The organism is Vibrio sp. 10N.261.51.F11 (assembly GCF_041471665.1).
GTDB lineage: Bacteria > Pseudomonadota > Gammaproteobacteria > Enterobacterales > Vibrionaceae > Vibrio > Vibrio crassostreae_C.
The window spans coordinates 1-15,169 of sequence record NZ_JBFROW010000087.1 but is presented as its reverse complement, the minus strand read 5'-3'; the positions used below and the strand labels follow the sequence as shown (position 1 = coordinate 15,169).

Below are 15,169 nucleotides of genomic sequence, written 5' to 3'. Positions count from 1 at the left end.
AAAATTTGCTTGGCGACCATAGCATTGTGGACCCACCTGATTCCATGCCGAACTCAGAAGTGAAACACAATAGCGCCGATGGTAGTGTGGGGCTTCCCCATGTGAGAGTAGGACATCGCCAGGCTTTAAATTTATTTTCACTTTTTTGAAAGGTGAATACAAAAGGTATCGTTACTTGCATTAGCAAATAACAACCTCAACAGTGTACTAATCTGTTGATGACAATTTGTTGGAGGGATGGCTGAGTGGTCGAAAGCACCGGTCTTGAAAACCGGCAACCGTTAATAGCGGTTCTAGGGTTCAAATCCCTATCCCTCCACCACATTAAAAATGAGATAAGCCGTTGTATTACAACGGCTTTTTTCATATCTGCAAGGTGCCAAGTCAAACCATAAGGATTGACTCAGACAATGTACCTTTTCCGCGCCCCAAATTGCACCTACTACACACGTGTTTGTCTGCCGAAAAAACTTCGAGATAATGGCTTTCCGTTCGATCTGAAAGTATCTTTACTAACCAAGAACCGTCAACTTGCTTCTGAACGCAATCTAACCGTTGCTGCTAGTCTAAAAGAGTTAATAACTAAAACTCATGGGCAAAGTTGTGTAGAAGGCTTTAAAGCGGATTGTGATGCGATTATCGATGAGGTTCGTAGTAAGTTTGAATCGAATCAACCTGATATTGAGGTATCTGCCGCTCCAGTTCGTAAAGCAGAACATCGGGACTTAACTTCTACAGTTCACCGAAAGAATCACCCTGTCGTTTCATTAAAAGCGGCGCTAGACGCTTTTGTCGCTAGTAAGAAGTTGCAAAATATCAGACCTTTAACAGTGCATCAGTTAAATGCTCGTGCCAGTCACTGTATTAACCTGTTACCCGTTGAATCCGTGGATCCTGTTACTTCGGCTCATGCGTTGGTGTACCGTGACCAACTCCTCAAGGAAGGGCGTAGCTATAAGACAAACAAAGAGTACCTTGCTGCTGCTTTTCAGTTTTTTAAGTTTGCTAAGATGATGAATTACATCGCACTGAACCCCTTTGACGGCATTAAGGTAGATAACAAGCCACTCAAGCCTACTAGTGAAGAACGTGAACGCTGGTCACTCAAGGATCTTAAGCTATTCTTCAAGTCTCAAAAATTTGTTGAACAGGATGTAGAGTTCCGCTGGATCTCGTGGATATTGCTTTACTCAGGAATGCGTCCATCTGAAGTGTGTCAACTAAGAGTGAATGACATAAAAGAGGCTGATGGGAGCTACTATTTCGCTGTCAATGTTGACGATGAAGGTAAGTACGTCAAAAATAGCAACAGCATCCGCAAAATCCCTGTCCATGGTCAACTAATTAATTTTGGATTGCTGCAGTACATTGCAACTAGGAAGTCCAGCGGTACCAATAATCTATTCAGCTATGAGCCAAAAAACATCTTTGCCGATTGGTCTAAGGCCTACCTTAATAAAATGACCAAGTACCAGACATCTATTGGTATGCTGCCACGCCACCGCCCAACGAGTTATGGATTCAGACATACTTTTATTGATGAGTTGAAGCAAAAGGGTGTTTCTGAGTTGATTACAGCTGAAATCGTAGGCCATAAGCAGCAAGGGGTAACGTATGATCGCTACGGCAAACAGTTGAATTTGAAGGAGCTTGCGAAGGCATTAAACAAGGTTACTTTTAAGCTGTAGTGCCGTGTGCTATTTCAATGTTAAGAAAAGCCGAGCTAGCTATTTACCGAGCTAGCTCATATTTGGACAGGAATCATTTAGAGTACTCTGTCTAAGTCGACTAATATTGATTAGAAAAAATATCCAAAATTATCAAAGATCTATAATTAGTTTCGCCCTCTTTATCTACAAAACGAGCGGTGAACGTTAGCCGTAGAGTACAGGGCAAGATCACGAAGCTTTACCTTAAGCTAAGTTTTTTATCTTATACTTCTTTTTGATAACAAACCAAGTCAACCATGTCTGAGCTCAATTTATTCAAATACTTTGTAGCCATTGAAGATACACGCCAATCAGGATAAGTTGTAAATAAACTCTTAGATATTCTGTTCCTTACCATTAGCGTTGTGATTGCAGGGAGTCAAGGTTGGGAAGAAATTGAAGAGTTCGGGCGTGACAAACTGGATTGGTTGCGTAAGTTTTTAGTTTTCATTGCATTTTGACCTTATTACTCTTTATTAAAAACGACGTATATTCCCTCAAAAGTAGCAACCAACTCATCCGCACAAAATAGATTGCAGGCTATTTGAACACGACCTTTTCCCTTGCGTTGAAACGCACGATGAAACCGAGACCACGCCGTAAGGTTGTCATATTTACATACTGCTGTTACATCTTTGCTGGCGGGTTTCAGGTATCGAATGCTATTTTCTTGAATAACAATTTGATGTTTTTTACCCTCCAACTGGGCATAAACTAAAGACCAACCTGCCAAAATACCAACAACAGATAAGCTGCCGCCAAACACCGTATTCATGTGGTTGGTATTCATTCTCAATGGTGCAGTAATCTCGATATTTTTGCTGCTACAAGTATTCACACAGATACCGAGAGACTTTGATACTGGTATATGATGATGAAGGTAGACTTCAAGCTCTCTATGTTTCATATAGACCGTTGCCTTTTTCAGACCGCCAAAATATTGCAAAAGTCCGTTTTAGAGGGATGCAGGAATTACACTTTAGCTAATTCAGTTAATACTTGCTTATACGTATCCACTGATTGGGCTCCAGAAATAGCGCTCTCGCGATTGAATACAACTGTTGGAACACCTGATATACCCGCTTGCTTCCATTTCTGTTCCAGCGACTGGACATGACTTCGCATATTATCGTCATCTAGGCATTGCATTGCTTCGTCAACATTAATACCAAGACTTTGCAACTCTTGCTCGAGGGTACTCTTGCTGGATATATCTTTTTGCTCGCTATAAAACGAAGCAAATAACCGATTTTTAAGCTCGGTTTGCTTGCCTACACTTTTTGCATGCTCCAGAAGAATATGAGCATCAAGGGTATTTACAGCTTTTAGTCCGTCAAAGTAGTCGAATTTAAACCCAACGTCTTCTCCAAGCTCTGTCATCTCTTTTCTGAAACGAATGCTATCTTCTAATGTAGTACCGTACTTCCTTTTAAGGTGGGCACGTAGGTCTTCACCTTCAAGCGGCATATCTGGATTTAACTGAAAAGGTTGCCACTCAATCTCAATGCGATCTTCTATACCAAGCTCTTTTATCGCGGTATTTAAACGCTTATAACCGATAATACACCAAGGACAAATCACATCTGACACAATATCCAATTTGATTTTCATATTCATATTTAACTCTTTTTATCAAGCGTTTAGCTTCAATTTTTTTCATTAAATAACACTAAGCAGAACCCAAATTGTTTATTATTCGGTATCCTGCTCATTTTCACCGTAGAGAGTTGCGGTTCTATATTTTTTGCTCACAAAGCTGAATTGATGGAACGGTATTAGTGAAGTTCGGTACATCAGCTTTTATCTTGTCTGCATTTGGGCCAAATGCCGTTTGAAATGACTCTATAGATTCAAATGAAATTGTACTAATCGCCACATATGCCGCTGCTTCACTAGGAACAACACTTGCTAACCCTGCATCTACTGTCGCCCCTTTTAGTGCGTCTCCCAGAAGCTCTCCTATCATAGGAACATGTTTGTTGCAGTAATAATCAAAATCAAAAATCACATCATCGTTATTTGGGTATATTACGTATACTTTAATCATTGCTTTTTTCCTTTTTCTTTCACTAAAGTTTTAAACTGTTGGGGGTTACATTTTGTTATTGGGCATTGCTTTTCCAATCATTGATTCACCCATTATTGCCTGCTTTTGGTGGGGGATGATCCCAGAAAGAATAGCGGTCATTCGATTACGTTTACCTGGAACCACAACTGCTTTTCTACCCAAACCATTGATAGCTATTTCTGCTACTTCCGCTGGATCTTTTGCAACCATTGGTAATTTTGACCAGTCAACACCATTATCAGCTGTCATCGGTGTAGTTGTTAACCCAGGAGAAAGAACCGTTACATCAATACCTTTGGGTTTAAGTTCGCCATGAAGAGATGCACCTAGCTGAAGAACGTAGGCTTTGGTACCTGCATAATTTGAAAAATATGGGGAAACCATATGACCAGAAAGACTTGATACCATTAAAATACCGCCTCTTTTTCTTTCGATCATTGTTGGTGTAAAGTGGTGAGTCAGTTGCAACACAGAGCTAACATTAAGCTGTATCATCTTCAACTCTTGCTCTAGAGATGATTTAGCAAACGAACCATTAACTTCAATACCAGCGGCTAGTACAAGTAGCCCAATACTTTTGTCAATTTGCTTAACTTTTTCGACGCCTTCTGACGTACTTAAGTCAGCAGAAACGGTCGTTGCTTTAATTCCGTAGCGTTCCGTAAGCAACGTAGCTTGCTCTTCAAGCTCTTTTTCTCGACGAGCGACCAAAACAACGTTCAATCCTTTTGCTGCAATCTGGCTTGCCATTTCTGCGCCAATGCCTGATGTTGCCCCTGTGATAAGTGCCCAATCACCATATTTTTCTTTAAAGCTGATACCCATAATTCGTTACCTTTCTCTGTGTTTAGTTGATGGGGTAACTATATGGAATTTGGAGGTACAGGGCTCTCCATAAAAGTTCAAAAATTGCTCACATTAGTTCAAACGAGCCAACCTGAATGGAAAGGTTAAAATGCGTTGGTGTCAGGTTAAACGAAATTGAGAAGGGGATAGGCCTGTTTGTCCTTTAAAGGCACGGTTAAACGTGGAAATCGACTCGAAACCCGTTTCAAAAACGATGTCGGAGATACGTAAGCTATTATCTTTCAGTAACACTTTAGCTTTGTTGATTTTTAATTTGGTAATGTATTTTATTGGGGGTTCTGAATACACCTCTTTAAACTTACGTTTAAAAGTAGAAACACTCATATGACACAATGCTGCCAACTCATCCACACTCAGATCCGCATACAGATTACTTTGGATAATATCTTCAAATTTGGCAAAGTTAGGTTTAAACATAGAAGCAAGAAAATCGAGTTCAGAAGGTGCGCTGGTTCTTTTCGCCATAAGAATGACAAATTCACGTAGTTTGCTCTCGATAAGCAAATCATCCGCCAACTCTGGAGAATCCAGCAATATACTGATGCTATCACGATAGTGCTCTAGCAATTTGTCCACTTCAACCTGCAAAATATTATAATCGACCCTGTATTTTGACTGGCTAATATCAAAGTTAAACAGTGACTGAAATATTTCAGGATAGAGAAGGATACCAATCGCTTCACCTGCACCTTCATCATTATGATAGCTAGTGTTTTCATAAAAGTAGTTGGTGCATTTTGCCAGTATTCCGCAGTTTTTGTTCAATGAAGCAGATTCTGTCTGTTCCCTGACGTTAAAATCGCCATTTGTGACAAACGCAAAACACGCTTCACTGTCTACAAATACGCGCGGCATACGTTTGAAACTGGGTATATCTTGTTTTTGAAAAACAATACGTCCATTATATTTTATTGTTTTCATTTAAAGGCACCATTCAATAGTATTGCGATAAGGATAAAGCAGTCTACCTGCTCGATTAAATAATTGGCTCAACTAGAATCGTGTTGCTACGGTGCTGCACTCATAATCATTAGACATCTAAAACTCGACAACAAAGCTAAAGCTCGAGAATAGTCTACGCATAATCTATTTTTCAAATGTACTCAATACAAGCATGAATGCATGTATAGATCGAGCGAGAGATTCATGTGGTCTTTGCCCTCTTGATTGAACTTTGAGTCCTTGACGAAACGTAAGGAAATAGTCGGTCAAATGCTCTGCATCTATACCATCAATAAGTCGTTCTGTTTTCTCATATTGAGTAAAAAATGCCAGTGTTGCAATACGACCTTGTTCAAACTTCTTAATAACATACTCATAGAGGGCTGGTTCGTTTGATTTTAATTCAACAATACTGTTTGTAATTAAGCAGCCGTAAGTGAGTAGATCATTCTCTGGATTTAAGAACTCACTATCAAATAAATATTGAAGATTCTCTGATATTGATTTATTTGAGTCGAGTTTCCTGAGTACCACAGACATGTGATGCTCAACATAGAAATCTACTATACATTTAAACACGGTTTCTTTGTTGCCAAACGCGTTGTAAATACTGGTTTTCGTTAATCCTGTAACGGTCGATAATTGATCCACCTTAGTCGACGCATAACCATGCTGCCAAAAATATTTGGCCATAACTCCAAGCACTTCTATCTCGTCAAACTGTCTTTTCTTTGCCATTTATCTATACAACTACATAAAATTCTTATTGACACCTATTGTACTAGTTAGTACATTAATTGCAAATGTACTAACTAGTACAATTAGGCAAAACAATTAGGCAAAACAATGAGGAACAAACGATGTATTCAGCTATAGCACTATCACTACTTGGATTTTCCACAACGGTGATTGGAAGTTTGCATTACTTTCTAAAAGTAAAAAAGAACAAGCCGCCCAAAAATCCTATCATCCTTATGCTAGCACTTGCCGCAGGTGTCCTTTTGGGGCTAGGTGCAATTATCAGTGGGATTATAAATATGCATTGGAGCTTTGTTTTCGTTGTCTTAATGTCCAGCTTTTCCATATTTCTTGGTGGTAAATTCATTTGGGTATTCAGTCAAAAAGATACTCCTCTAGGTGATATTGAGGTTGCAATTGGAGATAAGTTCCCACAATTCGAATCAACCACATATGACAACGAGATTTATTCGACTGATGACCTAAAAAATCAACGTGTTCTACTTAAGTTTTACCGAGGTGCTTGGTGTCCATACTGTAGTGCTGAATTAAAAATGTTTAACGATATGAAACCGACTCTGGATCGATATGGAGTTAAGGTCGTTGCGTTGTCGGGAGATACGGCAGAACAAGCAAAAATGCACATCGAACGAGATAGTTTAGATCTTCTTCTTTTGTCAGACCCAGAACTCAAAGTAGTTAAACAATACGGCGTTGAACACCACAAGGCTTTAGGGGCTGACTCGTCTAAAACAAAAACAGTATTAGGGCTGCCATTTCCTACTTCATTTGAATACAAATCAATGTCTATCCCAACATCGATCTTAATTGATGAACATGGTGTCATCCAATGGATAGATCAATCTGAAGACTATCGACTAAGAGCAAGCGAAGAACGATTAACTCAAGCCTTACGCAACGTTTTCACCATTAATAAATAATAAACCGAGAGAATTATTATGTTTAACTACCACAATATTGAAACAGCACCAGAAGCATCAAAGCAAATGATGGAGCAATCTAAAAAATCACTTGGTTTAATTCCAAATTTACATAAAGTGCTAGCAGATGCTCCTGCAACTTATCAAGCTTATTTGAAGACTTATGAGTTATTCACGCAAAGTACACTATTCAGTCCACTCGAAGCTCAAGTGGTTCTGATGACATCAAACTTTGAAAACAACTGTCACTATTGCGTTCCTGGTCATACGTGGATCATGAAATCAGCTAATATGCCAGAAAGCATTATTGAAGCACTACGGGAAGGAAATGAGTTACCTGATGTCAAACTACAAGCGTTGCATGTCTTTACTAAAGAGCTACTAGATAATCGTGGTCATATAGGTGATGAAAAGTTGCAGAACTTTCTAACGGTAGGATACACAGAGCGGCATGCGCTTGAAGTGTTGACAGGCCTAGCTTGCAAACTTATTTCAAATTTCACCAATGCATTATCTCATACACCAGTTGATGCCCCATTAAAGGCTTTTGACTGGACTCACCCTTCAGAGAGGTAAGATCAATCTGAAGAGAGTATCTACTGATACTCTCTTTTAATGGCCGTGTATTTTCATAAGTATATGTGTTGTGGATTAGTAAATTTGGCCACATAGTCAGAACTCTAGGCATAAAGAAAAGTAAGTCAAATTACAAACCTTTAATATAGCCTCATTCCTGCTCTAGCTTGTTATGGGGCACTTCTGAGTTATGAGGTGCGGTAATTGTCGTAGGATGATCTGGTTTCTTTATAGTTATGCCATCGACACAAGGTGAACAATAGTGATGAACCCCAATCAGTTTTCTTGCGTTCTACCCACATACAGCAATATGAGACACAAGCCTTGATTATCACTAGATAGTTACAGCCGCACCAATGAGATGCATCATGTGAAGTGAATATCACACCTATTCGAATCAATATGCCAACGTAAGATGTTTGGGTGGGGAAAGTTTAGTGTGTGAGTTTCATATGGAAATTTTTCAAAAAAATTTAACTTTCTAACCTGTTGATAATCATTGTAATCGTGATTTTTCATAATAAGTAACTAATATTATTGGCTTTTTCATATTTGATCATGCTAAAGAACTCTTGTAGTTTGTTCACAAGACAGCAGAGCAGCCAAAGCTGCCATAAGATTGAGACGTGAATCAACAAGAGAAAAAAGTAAAAAACTATATAGAGCAATACATTGCAAGTCGCGTAAACCGCGTTGCCCCATCGACTCTTCGATCAGAGAAGAGTAAAGCCTTAAAGCTATCAAAGCGCATTGGTCATAGAAAGATTGCGAGTGTTACACACAGCGACATCCTTGCCGTTATTGATGGTTTGCATAAGCATTATAAAAACAAAAGCATCAATGAGTTCCTGATCATCCTAAGAGCGGTTTTTCGTTTTGCGGAGCTGGACGGTGCGCTCGAACGAAACCCTATGACGGGTATTCAAAATCTGAAAGTTACAACATCCGAACCTGCACCGTTTACAAAAGCAGAGCTGAAAAAGCTCCATGATACTGATGTATCGTGTCAAAGTGGGAAAAATGCGTGCTTATTTAATGCTCTCACAGGTTTGAGGATCAGTGAATTACTTGCGCTCAGCTGGGATGATATCATTTGGCAACGTAAGGAAATGTACGTTCGTAGAGCCAAAGTTCTTCAAGAATACAAAGTGCCCAAGACTGAGGGGTCAATGCGAACCGTTGAGCTTAACCAACTTGCTATTGACCTCTTGAAACAGCAGTTGCAACTTACTGGCAAGAAGAAGCTAAGGAAAATATCGGTTAGGCAAGAAGATAACAAAACGCTCAAAAAAGAGTCTGTGCAGTTCGTTTTTTATAACAGTAAGACCAGTAAGCCATTTTTACATGCAGCACAGTTTGCCAAAGATTTCTTCGATGCTTTTCTGCTGCAAGCAGAGGTTAATCACCGTGGAGTTGGTCAATTACGGCATACCTTTGCTTCACAAAATTTAACTGCGGGTATATCGAAAGAGTGGATTGCTGCTCAGATGGGGCATTCAGGTACTCATATGGTTGATAAGCATTATGGGCGTTGGATTGCCTCTGATGCTCCAGATTGTGCTCGTTTGGCAGCCGATAACTTAGCCGAAGCCTTTGGACAAGCACCTGTAACGGCTCCATCTTCTTCTGCGATATCGGTTGAAACAGCGGATCTGGTTGCTAAATTAGAGTCTAATCCTGAGTTGCTAGCGGTTCTTAAGGCTACACTTGGTGGTGCGAAATGATTCTAAGCACTGCCACCAATGGCATTATCGATGCCACCAATGGCATTATCGATGCCACCGTTGCCATTTTCGCTGTCAACAATGGCTGTTGTACTGCCATTAATGGCACTAACAGTGCCAAAGTCGTTCACTTCAAAAGTGATACGACAAGGCAACCCGCTGCGCTCCCGTCACACTTTTACTTCGCAAAAGATGCACGTGAGCTGCGGGCAAGAGAAGTGCCTCTTGACTCTCTACCATGCGCACCTCTTAGGAGGATTGCATGAAAGAGATTCGATTGTTTCACCGTCGGTTCAACTTTAGTTCGAAGCCCGCTGAACGTGTAAAGTGCGAACATTCTTTAGCTCATTCATTACGCATATCACCACCCACTGCGGCAAAGAAATCGAAGCAATTAGAGTGGAATCATGAGCTGCTTGAAAAAAACGTGATCTGGACGAATGGTCAACAATCGTCTCTTAAAGAATGGTCTGAAGAGCAACGGCTAGAGTTGTTGTATGAGATTGCGCCGTCGCCTAAAAAGGCAAATCAAGCGAAGCTGCAAACACAACTTCGTCAGTATCGCAAAAAGGTAAAGACAGCAGTTGATAGTGAGCTTAAAAAAGGAAATCAGGCTGCCGCTCAATTTTTACAGGCTGTACTGGATATGGATAAGTACGTTCCTTACTCACGTATCGATGCGTTTGCAAAGCTAACAATGCAACGCAAAAAGCAGCGAATTAAGATGTTAGAAACATATCTGAATGCTCACAATCAGTTATGCCAGAAGCCGCCAGCCAACAATCTGTATGTTCAAGAAGGTCTTTTTAAAATCCCCCACCAATGGGGGGTTGGAACGGATGTAATTAGCTTAGAAGAGTACGTTTCGTTTACTAGTCAGTTCTTAATGGAATATTTTCCCGATTACGAGGTTAAAGCGGTTATCGGGCATGACGACGAACGAAGTGTGGATGTCAAAACGGGAGCACATGCGCACTACTATTTATCTGGTCGAAACAACCAGACAGGTAAATATGACTTGAGAAAGACTCAGATTAAGGTCGTCAATGAGTATATTAAGCGAACGGCACCTGACACCAAATTATTACCTGATGATGGGAAACTGACGAGGAAGTTGAGTCAAAAATTTGGTCGTTACTTTCAAAAAATGTTATTTGACTATGCTAATCAGCACCTATTTGTTGATAAAGGCTTGGTAGCAAAGCTTGCTCCAGAGTCAGAGCGAAGATCTGAAAAAAGAAGAGATATGAATCGAGAGGCTTCATTACCTAAATTGGAGCGCAGCCATAATTATCACACACACCAATTAGATCTAACTCAGGGAAAAATAAAGTTGGCAGAAAAGAAACGTGTTTATTTGTTAGATGAGAATGAAAAAACCGAGCAACAACTATCACAGTTGATAGATGATACTGCACTGGTAGAAGTACAGCTAAACCAATTACAGGTTGAGCGAGATACGATGCAACTTGAGTTGTCAGATCTCAAAGCTGAATCATCAAGGCTGACTATTCTCACTCAATCGCTAACACAAACCGTAGTGCCAAAACTGGTTGATATCTTTAAGAAAGTGGTACTTGCGATCAATGCTAAAGACAGAGGCGTATTAAAAAAACAAAGCGAGTACCTGAGTTCTGTCTTGAACTCAGTGCTAGACCTACCACCAGGTCTATCAGATAAAATCGTAAATGAGGTGGCTTTGCTGAAAGCGCCTGAAGCAGTGGCACCGAACAATGACCATACCGTTACAGATCATCCTAATAAGTAAGTTAGTCACGCAGCTTACTTTACTAACTAACCATCATAATAATTAAAACAAAGGTATAAACCATATGGCTAGACCAAAATCTTATGCGGATGAAGATGTTATACGCATTGCAACTCAATTGTCCGATGAAGGTCGACAACCTTCGGGGTGGCTCATTAAAGAAGCTCTTGGACGTGGAAAAATTGCTTCTATACAGACTGACCTTGAGCGCCTCATCGGAGAAGGCAGGCTTCCCGAAATAAAACAATCGACAGTAGATACTAATCCTGACCAGAGAGCAGTGGCATCGACTTTTGAGTTGCCTGTTGAGCTTCAAGATATGCTGTCACTCAATGAACAAGAGCTTGGGAAAATACTTCGTGATATGACTATCAGAATTAATGACAAAGCACACATTCATTATGAATCCTTGATGGAAGTGCGAATCAGAGAGCTAGATGCTAAATCTGATATATTGGTAAAAGCTCAAGCGATGGCTGAGCAAGATACTCTTGATATTGAAGTGCGACTACAGAAACAAGTTGAGCGTAATGAGCTACTAGAAGATCAAATCGATAACTTAGAGGTCAGATTAACAAGTTCAAAAAGCGAAAGATCAGATTTGATACAAACCATTAGTCAACTAACTGACTCTTTCAATAAGACAACGGAAAAGGCCGCTCAACAGCAGATTTCGTTGGATGAATTAAGACGAACAGTATCGGATATAGATAAGGCTCACACGGCCACTCAGGTAAAACTGGAATATTCCATGAATGAAGCCAATCAACTTCAATCTCAGTTATCAGGCTTATCTGAGCTGCATGAAACGACCAGAGCGCAGTTAACAGAAACTTCAACCCTTTTTAAATCAACTCAGAAGTTACTGAATGAATCAGACAATCAAATAAGTATTCTACGAGAAGAAAACCGCGAACTGGCTACGAGTCATCGCCTATTGGAGAAGGGCCTAGAAGAAGCTGAAAACGAAATTGCCTTGCTGCATGAACAAAAACAACGCCTAGAAAACGATCTCGTAGAACATGGAAAATCAACAATTTGAAATCCTTGAACTTTATTTCAGTAGGTGAAGGAGACCAATGAAATTAAGAATTCTTAAATCGCCTAAGAATCGCTAAGAAACGAGAGGGGAACTGGGAACGCTTTTCAAAGAGTTGGTGCCACCCAAAAGAAAATTCTATGATGGTTAATCCCTCGAATGTATGGTGTGATATATTTTAATATTAATCAGTCACTTAAAATCTAAAAGTCCACTTTAATGGACTTTTAGCCATGCTTTCAATCGAGATGACCTATAAGTGCATTATGGTGTACTTATAGATAGAGCATAAAATCACTTTCGGTAGAACCAATGAACATTTTATATTTTGACCCGCGCTCTCTTCTTTACTCTTCGAACTATTTAAATCAAAACGATGACGTTCGTCGTATTTATGAGTTACAGCCATTTTTAAGCAATACTGATTTGCTAATGAAAAATGTGACACCCGATAGAAAAGGTGCACAGCGTTTGGCTGATGCAGCAAACAGTGTAGGCTTTCTTTTGTACCCGACTGGAGAACGATTCACGCGTGAATTGTTAATTAAGCATACTGTATTTACTGAAAATCAATTAGCAGCGTTTGTTGATTTGACCTATAAAGTTAGGCTTGATGATAGAGATCCCGTGCGTCTAATGTTAGCTCACGCCAATGCTTTAAATGCGACTTGGTTTATCTGCGGAGACGTTGCGACAGACGATAGACTTAAAGCATTTACAGGGAAAGCGCTTTTAAGTGCAATAAATGAAGGTGTAAGCGACAGTTTGATATCTCAAATTAACAAACTGTCTCACATCTAACAGAGAGAAAATGGAATAATAGTCATAACATTACACATCAATATCAACGGTCGTGGTCTTGACTGAGCGCTGTCTTCCAGTTAGTACATCTTGTATGAAAGCTTCAACCGCTGCTTCATTATTTTGTGACACCGCATCCACCAAACTTCCATGGAATCGTACACTTAAACGATCTAATTCTAATCCAATTTTAATAAGGTCTTCTGGTGTTTTACAACGCTGAATAGATAAATCACTCACTAAAAAATGATGTAATACTAAACCGTCACTTTTTTTATCGGTTATAAAGTCAAGCGCATCAATAGCATCAAACTTTGATGCTATACGCTTAATTGACGACATCATTAACTCATTTAGTGTGCCATCAATAACCTGACAGGTCGGGAGCCATATCCCTCCCGCCTCATCTTTAATAAAAAGTAATTCGCATTTCTTACAATGATGTATGACATGCTTTTCTAACAGCCCAACTGAAGAGCTAAACTCTGATAAAGTTAAGAAATGGTTTTCATTAACAATGCTTTCTCGCTGTTTTTGGCGTTCTCGATTGAACCATCCGTTAAAATATTCGTCCATAACAATACTCAGTTGGGTTGGCTATCATAAATCGGAATACAACATGAGGTATAAACACGAGAAGTGCAAGTGATTTATGAGCAAGAGAAATAGAATTATTATAACTTAAATAATTGTTTTAAAAGAGAAAGGTAACATTATAGCTTGACGTATTTAAGTGCGTCGTATAGCCTAATCAAGGCTCTGGGAGAGCCTACTTTTGTCGCTAAAGTGAAACAATACGTGTCCCTTTAAAAATCTGTTTAGTATTTTCATTGTTCTGTAACTTTTGATTTTGTGAGCGACACACATTCAAAATGTTGTGGGACATAATGGAAAATAAACAATGACTACATCATACATACAACCCATTTCTCCTTTTGCATCGACAGTTGTAACCAGTAAAGATTTAAACAAAGCGGTTGATAGCTTTCTACAACGACGTTCGCTAACTAGTTTAAGTACTTCAGTAGTTTTTCGAGAACAATTACATACGATAGTTCATCGAAAATTCGGAAAATTCAGTGAAAATCAGCTTCGCATGTTTTACTCAGTCCTATCGAACACTGAACCACACTTCTGTCCTTTAATTTTGCAAACTGACTTTGTAAGTCAAATCAAAGAGTTAATATCGACACATCGTCATATTTACCAAATTCATGCATTTGACCTTAACCTTTCGATACTTTTCTTTTTCCGAGATGAGAAAATGTATATTCTCGATGTGGTTGATTTATCCACTCTAGGACTAGAAAAACTAGGAAAAGTCTACAATATTAAAGCATTAGATGACCCAAAGTTAAGACGAGATTTGGAGTGTGCGAGATATATTCAGTCTGACAAGATAAGTAAACGGCTTGAGAAGCTAATCAAGTTGATTTGGAAGAGTGGGACTCAAATGGTTTGCTTTGCTTTATCAAAGTCAAGCTGCAAAAACTTAGAGTGCGTATTGGCTAATATTCCAGGGTATGAAGATCATGATTTTGTGGGAGCATGGTTTTCTAAGGTTCACTATAGCGATTAACTAATTGACATTCTTACAATAAACGATATAGTCAATTGCATTATACAATTGTTTTAAGTGACTATAACACCTTGCTTTAAGGTATTGTTATAAAACGGTTTTATTTAATTTCTTGTGTTGGATATGGGGTTCAAATCCCTATCCCTCCACCACTCTTAAAGATTAAACCGCTGTTTTTACAGCGGTTTTTTCGTATCTAAAGCCTCGAAAATCATCTCGCACAGAAAGGTAGCACAGATGTACTTATTGAGACTTCCAAATAGCGTATACTACACACGCATCGCCACCCCACTTTCACTGCGTAGCAGCGGTTATCCCAAAGAGTTTAAATTCTCTCTTCTAACTCGTGAACGTAAAGTCGCTTACCTGAGAAATATCGAACAGGTTCAATTATACTAATCCGGAAAATTAACTGAT

Annotated in this window: 18 protein-coding genes, 1 tRNA gene and 1 rRNA gene; 12 read left to right on the top strand and 8 right to left on the bottom strand. The window is 39.3% G+C overall.

Annotation, left to right across the window (positions count from 1 at the left end; translation table 11 throughout):
* Window positions 1–8 precede the first annotated feature (8 nt).
* The 4 genes from rrf (at window position 9) to AB4351_RS21030 (ending at window position 2,170) form a co-directional block, all read left to right on the top strand.
* Window positions 9–124: ribosomal RNA gene (rrf, locus tag AB4351_RS21045) — 5S ribosomal RNA — on the top strand.
* A 107-nt stretch (window positions 125–231) separates the two neighbouring features.
* Window positions 232–322, top strand: a tRNA-Ser gene (locus tag AB4351_RS21040).
* 88 nt (window positions 323–410) lie between these two features.
* Entirely contained in the window at window positions 411–1,688 is a 1,278-nt protein-coding gene (locus AB4351_RS21035) for a site-specific integrase (protein WP_102319790.1), read from the top strand.
* 362 nt (window positions 1,689–2,050) lie between these two features.
* Entirely contained in the window at window positions 2,051–2,170 is a 120-nt protein-coding gene (locus AB4351_RS21030) for a transposase family protein (RefSeq protein ID WP_102319791.1), read from the top strand.
* A 5-nt stretch (window positions 2,171–2,175) separates the two neighbouring features.
* Here AB4351_RS21030 and AB4351_RS21025 read toward each other — a convergent pair whose 3' ends face one another.
* From AB4351_RS21025 to AB4351_RS21000, 6 genes are all read right to left on the bottom strand, one after another.
* On the bottom strand, window positions 2,176–2,616 hold the full coding sequence (locus AB4351_RS21025; protein WP_102319792.1) for a YiiD C-terminal domain-containing protein: 441 nt from the start codon (window positions 2,614–2,616) through the stop codon (window positions 2,176–2,178).
* Window positions 2,617–2,681: 65 nt separating this feature from the next.
* Complete coding sequence (locus tag AB4351_RS21020) at window positions 2,682–3,326, bottom strand: DsbA family oxidoreductase (RefSeq protein ID WP_102319793.1); 645 nt, start codon at window positions 3,324–3,326, stop codon at window positions 2,682–2,684.
* Between the two features lie 118 nt (window positions 3,327–3,444).
* A complete protein-coding gene (locus AB4351_RS21015; RefSeq protein WP_102319794.1) occupies window positions 3,445–3,756 on the bottom strand; it encodes an EthD family reductase in 312 nt (103 codons plus the stop codon).
* 45 nt (window positions 3,757–3,801) lie between these two features.
* Window positions 3,802–4,602 carry an SDR family oxidoreductase gene (locus AB4351_RS21010; protein WP_102319795.1) on the bottom strand — a complete coding sequence of 267 codons (801 nt, stop codon included), beginning with the start codon at window positions 4,600–4,602 and terminating at the stop codon, window positions 3,802–3,804.
* 141 nt (window positions 4,603–4,743) lie between these two features.
* A complete protein-coding gene (locus tag AB4351_RS21005) occupies window positions 4,744–5,565 on the bottom strand; it encodes an AraC family transcriptional regulator (protein WP_198589006.1) in 822 nt (273 codons plus the stop codon).
* Between the two features lie 165 nt (window positions 5,566–5,730).
* Window positions 5,731–6,324 carry a TetR/AcrR family transcriptional regulator gene (locus AB4351_RS21000; RefSeq protein WP_102319796.1) on the bottom strand — a complete coding sequence of 198 codons (594 nt, stop codon included), beginning with the start codon at window positions 6,322–6,324 and terminating at the stop codon, window positions 5,731–5,733.
* 122 nt (window positions 6,325–6,446) lie between these two features.
* Here AB4351_RS21000 and AB4351_RS20995 point away from each other — a divergent pair, with 122 nt between their 5' ends.
* The 3 genes from AB4351_RS20995 (at window position 6,447) to AB4351_RS20985 (ending at window position 9,565) form a co-directional block, all read left to right on the top strand.
* Window positions 6,447–7,265, top strand: coding sequence for a peroxiredoxin family protein (locus AB4351_RS20995; protein WP_102319797.1), 819 nt, complete (start codon window positions 6,447–6,449; stop codon window positions 7,263–7,265).
* A gap of 18 nt (window positions 7,266–7,283) precedes the next feature.
* Window positions 7,284–7,841, top strand: coding sequence for a carboxymuconolactone decarboxylase family protein (locus AB4351_RS20990; RefSeq protein WP_055024802.1), 558 nt, complete (start codon window positions 7,284–7,286; stop codon window positions 7,839–7,841).
* Window positions 7,842–8,467: 626 nt separating this feature from the next.
* Window positions 8,468–9,565 (top strand): site-specific integrase, encoded by a 1,098-nt coding sequence (locus AB4351_RS20985; RefSeq protein WP_102319798.1) that lies wholly within the window; start codon window positions 8,468–8,470, stop codon window positions 9,563–9,565.
* A 2-nt stretch (window positions 9,566–9,567) separates the two neighbouring features.
* Here the strand turns inward: AB4351_RS20985 and AB4351_RS20980 are convergent, their stop codons facing one another.
* On the bottom strand, window positions 9,568–9,720 hold the full coding sequence (locus tag AB4351_RS20980; protein WP_157936679.1) for a hypothetical protein: 153 nt from the start codon (window positions 9,718–9,720) through the stop codon (window positions 9,568–9,570).
* 107 nt (window positions 9,721–9,827) lie between these two features.
* Between AB4351_RS20980 and AB4351_RS20975 the strand changes: the two genes are divergently transcribed.
* The 3 genes from AB4351_RS20975 (at window position 9,828) to AB4351_RS20965 (ending at window position 13,173) form a co-directional block, all read left to right on the top strand.
* The gene (locus AB4351_RS20975; protein WP_102319800.1) at window positions 9,828–11,333 is read left to right on the top strand and encodes a hypothetical protein; all 1,506 of its coding nucleotides are present in this window, start codon (window positions 9,828–9,830) and stop codon (window positions 11,331–11,333) included.
* Window positions 11,334–11,397: 64 nt separating this feature from the next.
* Complete coding sequence (locus AB4351_RS20970) at window positions 11,398–12,375, top strand: hypothetical protein (RefSeq protein ID WP_102319801.1); 978 nt, start codon at window positions 11,398–11,400, stop codon at window positions 12,373–12,375.
* A 309-nt stretch (window positions 12,376–12,684) separates the two neighbouring features.
* Window positions 12,685–13,173, top strand: coding sequence for a hypothetical protein (locus tag AB4351_RS20965; RefSeq protein WP_102319802.1), 489 nt, complete (start codon window positions 12,685–12,687; stop codon window positions 13,171–13,173).
* A gap of 30 nt (window positions 13,174–13,203) precedes the next feature.
* Here the strand turns inward: AB4351_RS20965 and AB4351_RS20960 are convergent, their stop codons facing one another.
* The gene (locus tag AB4351_RS20960; RefSeq protein ID WP_102319803.1) at window positions 13,204–13,749 is read right to left on the bottom strand and encodes a hypothetical protein; all 546 of its coding nucleotides are present in this window, start codon (window positions 13,747–13,749) and stop codon (window positions 13,204–13,206) included.
* A gap of 325 nt (window positions 13,750–14,074) precedes the next feature.
* Between AB4351_RS20960 and AB4351_RS20955 the strand changes: the two genes are divergently transcribed.
* A complete protein-coding gene (locus tag AB4351_RS20955) occupies window positions 14,075–14,752 on the top strand; it encodes a hypothetical protein (RefSeq protein WP_102319804.1) in 678 nt (225 codons plus the stop codon).
* Between the two features lie 237 nt (window positions 14,753–14,989).
* Window positions 14,990–15,151 carry a DUF6538 domain-containing protein gene (locus AB4351_RS20950; protein ID WP_372099047.1) on the top strand — a complete coding sequence of 54 codons (162 nt, stop codon included), beginning with the start codon at window positions 14,990–14,992 and terminating at the stop codon, window positions 15,149–15,151.
* The last annotated feature ends 18 nt before the right edge of the window (window positions 15,152–15,169 follow it).